This window comes from Stappia sp., assembly GCF_965276915.1.
Lineage (GTDB): Bacteria > Pseudomonadota > Alphaproteobacteria > Rhizobiales > Stappiaceae > Stappia.
This window is the reverse complement of sequence record NZ_OZ255709.1, coordinates 4,344,085-4,355,257: the sequence shown is the minus strand read 5'-3', so window position 1 is coordinate 4,355,257 and position 11,173 is coordinate 4,344,085. Positions and strand designations below refer to the sequence as shown.

Sequence of the window (11,173 nt, the reverse complement as noted above, 5' to 3'; positions counted from 1 at the left end):
GTCGGTCAGGGAGCGTCGGAGCTTCCCGGGACGGCCGGCTTGCGGCAATGGAGAAGCGCGGCGACGCGCAGTGCCGACGACAGGGAGGCCGGCATTTCGACCTGATCATGGCCGCGCGCGTCATCGATGCGCGCCACCAGCGCCGGCAGCGTCAGGCCCGCGTCCTCGGCCATCTCCTCGATCACGTCCCAGAATTCCGGCTCAAGAGCCAGGCTGGTCCTGTGTCCGTGCAGGGTCAGGGAGCGTTTGAGAAGCGTCACGACCGGCCGGGCTCATCGGTCGTGCCGGTGTCGCCTGCCGTGTCGTCTCCGCGCGGCTCCGGGCCGGCTTGCGGGTGTTCGCGCCTGTGGGCGTCGACATGGGCGGCGGATTTTTCCGCGGTGGTCCTGTCGAGAGCCTTTTCCGACTTGCTCCGCCCGAACTGCACGCGGTTCTCCGCCGCGCGGCTTTCCTTCTCGCGGCGCGCGCGTGCCTTGCGGGCCTGTCTCAGATTGACGATGTCACCCGTCATCACCGCCTCCGGGGCGTGTCTGGAGAGGATCAGGTCTTTTTTCGGAAGGAATCCAGCGAAACCACGTCGGCCCCGGCGTTCTCGTCCTTTGCCGCGTCCTCGCCGTCCTGCGTCGCATCGGCGGGCTGGTTGTCCGATTTGGGCGCGGAGCGTTTCGCAGCCGGCTGCTTGGTGTCGTTCGTGGCCTGCTCGACCTCGGCAAGGGTGGTCTCGGCGCGTTCCTGATCGCGGGCCGCGTCGACCAGTTCCTCGGGAAGCTCCTCGGCCGTCTTGCCGGGCTCGAACTCGAGCGCGAACTGGACGGACGGGTCGAAGAACCCCTTGATGGAGGAGAAGGGCACGAACAGCTTTTCCGGAATGCCGCCAAAGGACAGGCCGACCTCGAACGCGTGGTCGGTGACCAAGAGATCCCAGAACTGGTGCTGAAGCACCACGGTCATTTCCTTGGGGTAGCGCTCGTGCAGCCGCGAGGAGATGCGCACGCCCGGCGCGTTCGTGTCGAAGGCGATGTAGAAATGGTGTTCCCCTGGCAGGCCGATCCGGCTTACCTCGGTCAGAATCTTGCGGACAGCGCCGCGCAGCGCATCCTGGATGACGATATCGTATCGGATCAGGTCTTCGGCCATCGCTTGCAACAAACAGTGTGAGTCGGATTACGCCCAACATGGCGCGCGGGAAGCGAATTGGAAAGCGCCGATCGCACCTGTCTCGGGCTTTCACCCCGTCCTGTTGCGCTCTGCCCCTCATTGTGGCGGATTTTCGCGAAAGTCGCCATGCCGAAACGACAGGGCCCGGCTATCGTGGCGCAGGAAGAACGGGAGTTGGAGGCTGAAGTGGAGGCTTCTGTTGCCAGGTGCCTCCGAACCCCGCCTGAAGGTGCTACCCCACAGGGCTTAAAGGACTACCGGCACCGCATTACGCGGCGACAGCGTTGTCCATAGCATAGTTGTCATTTGCAACTATTGAGACGGCCCGATAACGGCGGAACCATGCCGAGCAAAAGAACGACCTTTACACCCTCGTCGATCCTATTTCGCCCCCGCCGAAACCCGCCAAAACCGCAGTTTCCTGCATGCATTCGCGGGCTTGGGTGGAGGCGCCGGGTACCGCCCCCGGGTCCGATAGGCTTATTCCGAAGTCCGTTTATCGCCATAGCCGGCTTGCACCGGCACCAATGAATATAGGCGCTCCACGTCCCTGTGAAAAGGGGCAAGCCGCACGGCAAAGGGAAAGCATCCGGTCGCAGGCTTGTGAGACGACGTCATTGGCGCGTGCGGCCGGCTTGCAGGTACAAGGGTTGCGCGGTTCATTCACGCGGAGAGAGCACCATGACCATTGCAACGCGCAGAAAGGTTCTCGTTGCCGCCCTCGGCCTGTCGCTGGTGGCTGGCGGGGCGAGCGCCGGCTGGTTCGGGCTTGGCGGCAGCGACGACACGGGGCGGGTGTTCACCGGCATTGTCGAGGGCGTTGCCGTCGGCGGCTACGACCCGGTCGCCTATTTCACCGAAAAGAAGCCGGTCAAGGGGTCGCCTGCGATCACCGCGACCCATGCCGGAGCCGAGTGGCGCTTTGCCAGCGAGGCCAACCGGGAGGCGTTCCTCGCCGAGCCGGCGAAATACGCGCCCGCCTTTGGCGGCTATTGTTCCTGGGCGGTGGCGCAGGGCAAGCTTGCCAAGGGCGACCCGCAGAACTGGGACATCGTCGATGGCCGGCTTTACCTGAATTACAACGACAACATCCAGACGAAGTGGCGCGCCGACGTGCCGGGCTTCATCTCCAGGGCGCAGAAGACCTGGCCGGGGCTGGCTGCCAAGTAGGGGAGCTTCGCTCTTCCTTCGGCTGAATAGCGGGCGAAACACTGCGCCGCATCTTGCCCGCGCGCCGCTTGCGGGCGACGATGAGCTCCCTGAGAATCGGCAAGCGGACGGCGACGGCGTGCGGCAATATCACGACTTGATGAAGCGCATCCTCGACGAGGGTGCGGAGAAGACCGACAGGACGGGCACGGGAACGCTGTCCGTCTTCGGCCACCAGATGCGCTTCGATCTCGCCGACGGCTTCCCGATGGTGACGACGAAGAAGCTGCACCTGAAGTCCATCGTGCACGAGCTTTTGTGGTTCCTCGCCGGCGACACCAATATCGGCTATCTCAAGGAAAACGGCGTCCGCATCTGGGACGAGTGGGCCGACGAGAACGGCGATCTGGGGCCGGTCTACGGCTACCAGTGGCGCTCATGGCCGGCGCCCGACGGCACATCGGTCGACCAGATAGCCAACCTCGTCGCACAGATCCGCCGAAACCCGGACAGCCGCCGGCTGATCGTCTCGGCCTGGAACCCGGCGCTGGTCGACGAGATGGCTTTGCCGCCCTGCCATGCGCTGTTCCAGTTCTATGTCGCCGACGGGCGGCTTTCCTGCCAGCTCTACCAGCGCTCCGCCGACGTCTTCCTCGGCGTGCCGTTCAACATCGCCTCCTACGCGCTGCTGACGATGATGGTGGCGCAGGTGACGGGCTACGAGCCGGGCGAGTTCATTCACAGCTTCGGGGATGCGCATCTCTACCTGAACCATCTGGATCAGGCGAAGGAGCAGCTTGCGCGCCCTCTCCGGGCTCTGCCGACGATGCGGATCAACCCGGAGGTGAAGGACCTCTTCGGCTTCCGCTTCGAGGATTTCGAACTCACCGGCTACGACCCGCACCCTCATATCAAGGCGCGGGTCGCTGTCTGAGAGGTTGCGACCTCAGGCTTTCAGCCGGTAGCCGGTCCTGAAGATCCAGGCGATCACCGCCAGGCAGGCGAACAGGAAGATGAATGTCATGGCGAGGCTGACCTCGACCCCGACATCGGCCTGTCCGTAGAAGCTCCAGCGGAACCCGCTGATCAGGTAGACCACCGGGTTGAACAGCGTCACCGTCTGCCAGAACGGCGGCAGCATCGAGATCGAGTAGAAGCTGCCGCCAAGGAAGGCGAGCGGCGTGATGATCAGCAGCGGCACGAATTGCAGCTTCTCGAAATTGTCGGCCCAGATGCCCAGGATGAAGCCGAGCAGCGAGAATGTGATCGCCGTCAGCACCAGGAACAGCAGCATCCAGGCCGGGTGCTGGATTTCCAGCGGTACGAACAGCCCGGCGGTGGCCAGGATGATCAGGCCGACGATGATCGCCTTCGTGGCGGCCGCGCCGACATAGGCGATGACGATCTCCAGATAGGAGACCGGCGCCGACAGCACCTCGTAGATCGTACCGGTGAAGCGCGGGAAGTAGATGCCGAACGAGGCGTTGGAGACACTCTGCGTCAGGAGCGACAGCATGATCAGCCCGGGCACGATGAAGGCGCCGTAGCTGACGCCGTCCACTTCCGAGATGCGCGAGCCGATGGCGGCGCCGAAGACGATGAAATAGAGCGACGTGGAAAGAACCGGCGAGACGATGCTCTGGAAGATCGTGCGGCCTGTGCGGGCCATCTCGAACCGGTAGATCGCCTTGATGGCATGGATGTTCATGACGGCGTCCTGACCAGGTTGACGAAGATTTCCTCAAGCGAGCTTTGGCGGGTCTGCAGGTCGCGGAAGCGGATGCCGGCCGTGTTGAGGTCCTGCAGCAGCGCGGTGATGCCGGTGCGCTCGCCTTGCGTGTCGTAGGTGTAGACGAGTTCGCTGCCGTCGCCCGAAAGCTCGAGATTGTGGGCGGCGAGCGCGCCGGGGATCGCGTCGAGCGGCTCGGCGAGATGCAGCGTGAGCTGCTTGCGGCCGAGCTTGCGCATCAGCTCGGCCTTGTTCTCGACCAGGACGATCTCGCCCTTGTTGATGACGCCGACCCGGTCGGCCATCTCCTCCGCCTCCTCGATGTAATGGGTGGTGAGGATGATGGTGACGCCGGTGTCGCGCAGCTCGCGGATCACCCGCCACATGTCGCGGCGCAACTCGACGTCAACGCCGGCTGTCGGCTCGTCGAGGAAGAGGACGCGCGGCTCGTGCGCCAGCGCCTTGGCGATCAGCACGCGCCGCTTCATGCCGCCGGACAGCGTCATCAGCTTGCTGTCCTTCTTGTCCCACAGGGACAGGTCGCGCAGCACCTTCTCGACGATTGCCGGGGCCTTCGGCTTGCCGAACAGCCCGCGGCTGAAGGAGACCGTCGCCCAGACCGTCTCGAAGGCGTCCGTGGTCAGTTCCTGCGGCACGAGGCCGATCAGGGAACGGGCGGCGCGGAAGTCGCGGACGATGTCATGGCCGTCGACCGTGACCGAGCCGCCAGTGCCGTTGACGATGCCGCAAATGATGCTGATCAGCGTCGTCTTGCCGGCGCCATTGGGGCCGAGAAGGGCGAAAACCTCGCCTTTCTCGATGTCGAGCGACACGGATTTCAGCGCGTGAAAGCCGGTGTCATAGGTCTTGGAAAGACCGGAAACAGATAGAATGGGTGCCATGGAATGCCCGGATGGGAAAGCGGGCGGACGAGACGATGCGTCGCACCGATGGCCACGTCGGCCCGGGAATGGGAAAGGGTTCCCGCAGCATATAGGGATAGAGCGGGGCTGCAACCAAGCTTTGTGGACGAAAAAAGATTCAGCCCGGACCGTGGACCGGAATGATGTCGGCGGCAAGGGGAGGCGGACCTGCGAATTCGTACGAAATTCGCAAACGTTCGCACGTTCGCCATCCGTTCACGTTGCGGACTTGCCGCCTTGCGGCGAATTCTTCTTTGATTTCAACGAGGAGAAAGTGGTGGGTGCACGGGGATTCGAACCCAGGACCGGCTGATTAAGAGTCAGCTGCTCTACCAACTGAGCTATACACCCACTGGCCGTTTCGGCCTGAGGAGGTTTCTACCCGGACATGTCCGGTTTCAAAACGTCCTCGCGGCGGGGAGCGAGATGCGCCCGCCGTCGTGAGCGGGTATATACAAAGGCGATCCCGTGCATGCAAGGGCTTTTCGCATCGCGTGTGTCACCGGGCGATTTTCGCATCCTCGCCTGGGGATATCTTCCGGGCTGAAACAGGGTGGCAATGCCCCGCTCTCTCCGGTCTCTGCAAGATTCGGCAAGCCTTGCGGGGGTTGTGCGAAATTTCCTGACATTGCGCTTGACCGTCGACCGACCCCCGTCTAGTTTGCGCGGCGATCGGATCATGCGGTGTCGGCGACCTTGTCGCGTGCATGCATGCCGGGTTCCGTGAGGGACCTCCCAAAAAGGGGGCCCCGCGGAAATGAAGAAGACAGGACGGATGGTACTGAAGTGACCAAGAGCATCGGACTCATTCTTGTATGCGGGGCGCGCGGAGCCGGGACGAGGTAACACTCGGTTTCCCAGACAGCTCAGCGCGCGCAAGGCCTCCTCGGGGGCCTTTTTTATTGCCTGCACGACAGGAAGACGATGCCCTGCGGGGTTGCGGGGCCGACCGCGATGGCGAACGGATTGATGTAATGTTGATGCAGGACGACTGCGGCAATCGAGGACAGGAACGATGAAGCGCGAGATGACCGGCGCCGAAATGGTGCTCCAGGCACTCAGGGACCAGGGGGTCAAGCATGTGTTCGGATATCCGGGCGGTGCCGTGCTTCCGATCTATGACGAGATCATCCAGCAGGACGACATCGACCATATCCTGGTGCGTCACGAGCAGGGTGCGGGCCATGCGGCCGAAGGCTATGCGCGCTCCACCGGCAAGCCCGGCGTCGTCCTGGTCACCTCCGGTCCGGGCGCGACCAACATGGTCACCGCGCTGACCGACGCGATGCTCGATTCCATCCCGCTCGTCTGCATCACCGGCCAGGTGCCGACCCATCTCATCGGCAACGACGCCTTCCAGGAGTGCGACACGGTCGGCATCACCCGCCCCTGCACCAAGCACAACTGGCTGGTCAAGCGGATCGAGGACCTGCCGCGCATCCTGCACGAGGCCTTCTACGTGGCGACCGCGGGCCGTCCTGGGCCGGTCGTCGTCGACATCCCGAAGGACATCCAGTTCGCCACCGGCACCTACGAGCCGCCCAAGAACATCGCCCACAAGAGCTACCGGCCGCGCGTGAAGGGCGATATCGACGCCATCCGCCATGCCATCGAGCTGATCGCCCGGGCGAAGAAGCCGATCCTCTACACCGGCGGCGGCGTCATCAATTCCGGTCCGGCCGCCTGCCAGCTGCTGCGCGAGTTCGCACAGCTCACCGGCATTCCGGTGACGTCGACCCTGATGGGGCTGGGCGCCTATCCGGCCTCGGGCGACAACTGGCTGGGCATGCTCGGCATGCACGGCACCTATGAGGCCAACATGGCGATGCATGATTGCGACGTCATGATCAATATCGGCGCGCGTTTCGACGACCGCATCACCGGCCGGCTCGACGCCTTCGCGCCCAACTCGCTGAAGGTCCATATCGACATCGATCCGTCCTCGATCAACAAGACGGTGAAGGTCGACATTCCGATCGTCGGCGATGTCGGTCACGTCCTGGAGGACATGGTCCGCCTGTGGCGTACGGGCTCGCATGCGCTGAATGCCGGTGCGATGAAGGGGTGGTGGGAGCAGATCGATCGCTGGCGGTCGCGCAACTCGCTCGCCTACCGTCCGTCCGAAGATGTCATCATGCCGCAATACGCCATCCAGCGTCTCTACGAGCAGACCAGGGACCGGGAGACCTATGTCTCGACCGAAGTCGGCCAGCACCAGATGTGGGCGGCGCAGTTCTACGGGTTCGAGGCGCCGAACCGCTGGCTCACCTCCGGAGGCCTTGGCACCATGGGCTATGGCCTGCCGGCCGCGATCGGGGCGCAGGTCGCCCATCCGGGGGCGCTGTGCATCGACATCGCGGGCGATGCCTCGATCCTGATGAACATCCAGGAGATGTCGACCGCGGTCCAGTTCGGGTTGCCGGTCAAGGTGTTCATCCTCAACAACCAGTACATGGGCATGGTGCGCCAGTGGCAGCAGCTGCTGCATGGCAACCGCCTGTCCAATTCCTACATGGACAGCCTGCCGGACTTCGTGAAACTGGCCGAGGCCTATGGCGGTCACGGCATCCGCGTCGACAAGCCGAAGGATCTCGACGGCGCCATCGAGGAGATGATCGCCTCGCCCAAGCCGGTGATCTTCGATTGCCGGGTGGCGAGCCTTGCCAACTGTTTCCCGATGATCCCCTCGGGCAAGGCGCATAACGAGATGCTGCTGCCGGACGAGGCGAATGACGAGGCGGTGGCGAACGCCATCTCGAGCGAAGGCAAGGCGCTGGTTTGACGGCGGAGAGGGAATAAAGAGATGAACGCACAGAACCTCAATGCGCCCTCCGCCTATTTCATGGCGGATATCGAGCAGCCGCCCGAGAGCCATACGCTCTCGGTTCTGGTCGACAACGAGCCGGGCGTGCTTGCCCGGGTCATCGGCCTGTTCTCGGGCCGCGGTTACAACATCGACAGTCTCACCGTCTCGGAGACCGAGCACGAGAAGCACCTGTCGCGGATCACCATCGTCACCACCGGCACGCCGATGGTGATCGAGCAGATCCACCATCAGCTCGACCGGCTGGTGCCCGTGCACAAGGTGACCAACCTCACGGTCGACGCGCGCCGCCGCAACTTCGAAAAGCCGCTGGAGCGCGAACTGGCCCTGATCAAGGTGGCCGGTATCGGCGAGAAGCGGCTGGAGGCGCTCAGGCTGGCGGATGCCTTCCGTGCAACCGTGATCGACGCGACGGCGGAGCATTTCGTCTTCGAGATCACCGGGCGCACCAACAAGGTGGAGCAGTTCATCGCCATCCTGAAGCCGCTCGGCCTGGTCGAGGTGTCGCGCTCCGGCGTTGCCGCCCTGCAGCGCGGTCCGGACGGGTTCTGAGGGAGCCCCCCGGTCTCGAGGCCCGGTTGCCGCATCGCCCGATTGCCCAAGTGTCTTGCAACGACGCGGGCAATCGGGTACGTGCTTGAGGCAGGTATTAACGATTTGATCAGGAACCTGCCTGCAGACTTGGCGCAGGTTTTTGAACCACCGGCCCTTCCGCGACTGGATGGGCCAGACGCAAGGAACTGGACGACCCGATGATCGCCGCTGGCACACATGCCGCTTTTGCGATCGACGTGCGCGCTGCGCGCGGCGGGCTCCTGCGTCGTGGCGGCCTCCTTCTCCTTATTTGCCCCTGAGCACCGACTGCCTCCCTGGCAAACGGAGGCGGGCGCTCAGGGGATCAAGACCTTCACCAGCACCATCATTGTTTTTCGGCCCGTGCGATCCGTGAGATGCGCGGCGACGGGCCCGACCTGAAAAGGGAACCGGTTCCATGTCTGGCCAGGACCAAATCTTCATCTTCGACACCACCTTGCGCGACGGCGAGCAGTCGCCCGGCGCCTCCATGACGCTGGAGGAGAAGCTGCAGGTCGCCGAGATCCTCGACGAAATGGGCGTCGACATCATCGAGGCCGGCTTTCCGATCGCCTCGAACGGCGACTTCGAAGCCGTCTCCGAGATCGCCAAGCGCACCAAGCGGTCGGTGATCGCCGGTCTGGCGCGTGCGATCCATGCCGATATCGACCGGGCGGGCGAGGCGGTACGCCATGCCGAGCGCGGCCGCATCCACACCTTCGTCTCCACCTCGCCGATCCATCTGGAACACCAGATGAAGAAGACCGAGGCGCAGGTGCTCGACATCATCACCGACACGGTGACGCGCGCCCGCAACCTCATCGACGATGTCGAATGGTCGGCGATGGACGCGACCCGCACGCCGATCGAGTATCTGTGCCGCTGCGTGGAGGCCGCGATCCGCGCCGGTGCCACCACGATCAACCTGCCGGACACGGTCGGCTACGCGACGCCGGACGAGTACAAGTCGATGTTCGAGCAGATCCGCGCGCGGGTGCCCGACGCGGACAAGGCGATCTTCTCCGTTCATTGCCACAATGACCTCGGCCTCGCGGTTGCCAACTCTCTGGCAGGCGTTGCCGGCGGTGCGCGGCAGATCGAGTGCACGATCAACGGCCTCGGCGAGCGTGCCGGCAATGCCGCGCTGGAGGAGATCGTCATGGCGGTGCGCACCCGCGCCGATGCGCTGCCCTATGCCTGCTCGGTCGAGCCGCGCTTCCTGACGCGGGCCTCCAAGCTCGTCTCGGCGGTCTCCGGCTTCCCCGTCCAGTACAACAAGGCCATCGTCGGCAAGAACGCCTTCGCCCATGAGAGCGGCATCCACCAGGACGGCATGCTGAAGAATGCCGAGACCTACGAGATCATGCGTCCCGAGGATGTCGGCGTGAAAGCCACGTCGCTGGTCATGGGCAAGCATTCCGGCCGCCACGCCTTCCGCCAGAAGCTGGAGGAGCTCGGCTACGAGATCGGCGACAACGCCTTCGAGGAGGCGTTCCGCCGCTTCAAGGATCTCGCTGACCGCAAGAAGCATGTCTATGACGAGGACATCGAGGCACTGGTCGAGAACGAGATCGCGACCCAGGGCGAGCAGATCAAGGTGATCGCGCTCACCGTCATCGCCGGCACCGGCGCCAACGGCAAGGCGATCCTGACGCTCGACGTCAACGGCCGCCACGAGACCCGCGAATGCACGGGCGACGGTCCGATCGACGCGACCTTCAACGCGATCAAGGAAATCGTGCCGCACGACGCCAAGCTCTCGCTCTATCAGGTGCATGCGGTGACCGAAGGAACGGACGCGCAGGCGGAGGTTTCCGTGCGGCTCGAGGCGAACGGGCGCATGGCCACCGGCAAGGGCGCGGACACGGACACGCTGGTCGCCTCGGCCCGTGCCTATATCTCGGCGCTGAACAAGCTGCTCGCCCGCCAGAACCGCCCGGACCACCAGGAGCTCAAGGCGGTCTGAACCGGGTTGGCTACGCGATCTGCTGAAGTGAAAAAGCCCCCGGCGGAGCGATCCGCCGGGGGCTTTTTCGTCCCGGGAGGGAGGAGGGAGGCGTGCCTCTCAGGCACTGGCCCGGGCGTAGCGGGCAAGCGTCGGGGAAAGCACCTGCAGGCAGTCGAAGGCGTTGTCGTCGATCACGGTGCGTTGGCGCTGGGTGAAGCCGATGCCCTCAACCATGCGCCGGGCCGGATCGTTGCCGGCGGCGACGAAGGCGATCAGATGCGTGAAATAGGTGTTCTCGAAGAACCAGGCGACCAGTGCGGCAGCCAGTTCCGAGGCGTAGCCCTGCCGCCAGTAGGCGGGCTTCAGGCAGATGCTGAGCGCGACTTCGGAGGTTTCCGGATAGACGGAAAACCCGGCGCGACCGGCGAAGGTGCCGTCGGCGAGTGTCGCCTTCCACTGGCTGAAGCCGCGATGCTCCTGGCCCTGGACATAGTCCTCCAGATGCCGGGCGGCGTCTTCGTGCGTTTCGATGATCTCGTGCGAGGCCAGAAACCGGTTGACGCTTTCCTCGCGGTGCAGGGCAAGGAGATCCCCCGTGTCCGCCACGTCGAAAGCTGTCAGCCGCATGCGCGGCGTTGCAAGTATCGTTCTGTCCGCCATGCTGTTCTCCTCCGGTCCGTTTCCGGCGTCCTGCCGGCACGGGTGCCGTAAAGACATGTCTGGCGGGATCGGGGCACACGGCCCGTCCTCCGAACAGGTCTTCCGATGGTCAGGCTGTCAGCCTGCCGACGGTAACTCTTCTTGAACCCATGCCTGCACCGATTCGCGCCGTAGCGGTAGCGATGACAGCCATTTCCTACGGCCAGTTT

11 protein-coding genes, 1 tRNA gene and 1 other RNA gene are annotated in these 11,173 nt (G+C 64.2%); 5 read left to right on the top strand and 8 right to left on the bottom strand.

Annotated elements, in window-relative coordinates:
- Nucleotides 1-5: 5 nt before the first annotated feature.
- From ACQY46_RS20395 to ssrA, 4 genes are all read right to left on the bottom strand, one after another.
- Nucleotides 6-260 (bottom strand): ribbon-helix-helix domain-containing protein, encoded by a 255-nt coding sequence (locus tag ACQY46_RS20395; protein WP_428697805.1) that lies wholly within the window; start codon nucleotides 258-260, stop codon nucleotides 6-8.
- A complete protein-coding gene (locus tag ACQY46_RS20390; protein WP_428697804.1) occupies nucleotides 257-511 on the bottom strand; it encodes a DUF4169 family protein in 255 nt (84 codons plus the stop codon). Before ACQY46_RS20390 ends, ACQY46_RS20395 begins: the two co-directional genes overlap by 4 nt.
- 29 nt (nucleotides 512-540) lie before the next feature.
- Nucleotides 541-1,137, bottom strand: a complete 597-nt coding sequence (locus tag ACQY46_RS20385; protein WP_428697803.1) for an SspB family protein — start codon at nucleotides 1,135-1,137, stop codon at nucleotides 541-543.
- Between the two features lie 206 nt (nucleotides 1,138-1,343).
- Nucleotides 1,344-1,721, bottom strand: a transfer-messenger RNA (tmRNA) gene (gene ssrA / locus ACQY46_RS20380).
- 118 nt (nucleotides 1,722-1,839) lie between these two features.
- Here ssrA and ACQY46_RS20375 point away from each other — a divergent pair.
- Both ACQY46_RS20375 and ACQY46_RS20370 read left to right on the top strand, forming a co-directional pair.
- Entirely contained in the window at nucleotides 1,840-2,328 is a 489-nt protein-coding gene (locus tag ACQY46_RS20375) for a YHS domain-containing (seleno)protein (RefSeq protein WP_428697802.1), read from the top strand.
- Nucleotides 2,329-2,446: 118 nt separating this feature from the next.
- The gene (locus ACQY46_RS20370) at nucleotides 2,447-3,241 is read left to right on the top strand and encodes a thymidylate synthase (protein ID WP_428697801.1); all 795 of its coding nucleotides are present in this window, start codon (nucleotides 2,447-2,449) and stop codon (nucleotides 3,239-3,241) included.
- A 12-nt stretch (nucleotides 3,242-3,253) separates the two neighbouring features.
- On the opposite strand, the gene ACQY46_RS20365 is transcribed toward ACQY46_RS20370, so the two are convergent.
- The 3 genes from ACQY46_RS20365 to ACQY46_RS20355 all read right to left on the bottom strand — a co-directional run bounded on the left by ACQY46_RS20365 (nucleotide 3,254) and on the right by ACQY46_RS20355 (nucleotide 5,310).
- Entirely contained in the window at nucleotides 3,254-4,015 is a 762-nt protein-coding gene (locus tag ACQY46_RS20365; protein ID WP_428697800.1) for an ABC transporter permease, read from the bottom strand.
- Nucleotides 4,012-4,938, bottom strand: coding sequence for an ABC transporter ATP-binding protein (locus ACQY46_RS20360; RefSeq protein ID WP_428697799.1), 927 nt, complete (start codon nucleotides 4,936-4,938; stop codon nucleotides 4,012-4,014). The genes ACQY46_RS20365 and ACQY46_RS20360 overlap by 4 nt, the downstream gene beginning before the upstream one ends.
- Before the next feature lie 296 nt (nucleotides 4,939-5,234).
- A tRNA-Lys gene (locus ACQY46_RS20355) sits at nucleotides 5,235-5,310 on the bottom strand.
- Nucleotides 5,311-5,974: 664 nt separating this feature from the next.
- Here ACQY46_RS20355 and ACQY46_RS20350 point away from each other — a divergent pair.
- The 3 genes from ACQY46_RS20350 (at nucleotide 5,975) to ACQY46_RS20340 (ending at nucleotide 10,322) form a co-directional block, all read left to right on the top strand.
- Nucleotides 5,975-7,741, top strand: coding sequence for an acetolactate synthase 3 large subunit (locus ACQY46_RS20350; protein WP_428697798.1), 1,767 nt, complete (start codon nucleotides 5,975-5,977; stop codon nucleotides 7,739-7,741).
- A gap of 21 nt (nucleotides 7,742-7,762) precedes the next feature.
- Nucleotides 7,763-8,335 (top strand): acetolactate synthase small subunit, encoded by a 573-nt coding sequence (gene ilvN, locus ACQY46_RS20345; RefSeq protein WP_428697797.1) that lies wholly within the window; start codon nucleotides 7,763-7,765, stop codon nucleotides 8,333-8,335.
- 439 nt (nucleotides 8,336-8,774) lie between these two features.
- Entirely contained in the window at nucleotides 8,775-10,322 is a 1,548-nt protein-coding gene (locus ACQY46_RS20340; protein ID WP_428697796.1) for a 2-isopropylmalate synthase, read from the top strand.
- A gap of 99 nt (nucleotides 10,323-10,421) precedes the next feature.
- On the opposite strand, the gene ACQY46_RS20335 is transcribed toward ACQY46_RS20340, so the two are convergent.
- A complete protein-coding gene (locus tag ACQY46_RS20335; protein ID WP_428697795.1) occupies nucleotides 10,422-10,964 on the bottom strand; it encodes a GNAT family N-acetyltransferase in 543 nt (180 codons plus the stop codon).
- Nucleotides 10,965-11,173: the final 209 nt, after the last annotated feature.

Excerpts from the sequence above, each read along its gene's own strand:
- ACQY46_RS20390 (WP_428697804.1), bottom strand. The coding sequence starts at position 511 with ATGACGGGTGACATCGTCAATCTGAGACAGGCCCGCAAGGCACGCGCG.
- ACQY46_RS20385 (WP_428697803.1), bottom strand. The coding sequence starts at position 1,137 with ATGGCCGAAGACCTGATCCGATACGATATCGTCATCCAGGATGCGCTG.
- ACQY46_RS20375 (WP_428697802.1), top strand. The coding sequence starts at position 1,840 with ATGACCATTGCAACGCGCAGAAAGGTTCTCGTTGCCGCCCTCGGCCTG.
- ACQY46_RS20365 (WP_428697800.1), bottom strand. The coding sequence starts at position 4,015 with ATGAACATCCATGCCATCAAGGCGATCTACCGGTTCGAGATGGCCCGC.
- ACQY46_RS20360 (WP_428697799.1), bottom strand. The coding sequence starts at position 4,938 with ATGGCACCCATTCTATCTGTTTCCGGTCTTTCCAAGACCTATGACACC.
- ACQY46_RS20350 (WP_428697798.1), top strand. The coding sequence starts at position 5,975 with ATGAAGCGCGAGATGACCGGCGCCGAAATGGTGCTCCAGGCACTCAGG.
- ilvN (WP_428697797.1), top strand. The coding sequence starts at position 7,763 with ATGAACGCACAGAACCTCAATGCGCCCTCCGCCTATTTCATGGCGGAT.
- ACQY46_RS20340 (WP_428697796.1), top strand. The coding sequence starts at position 8,775 with ATGTCTGGCCAGGACCAAATCTTCATCTTCGACACCACCTTGCGCGAC.
- ACQY46_RS20335 (WP_428697795.1), bottom strand. The coding sequence starts at position 10,964 with ATGGCGGACAGAACGATACTTGCAACGCCGCGCATGCGGCTGACAGCT.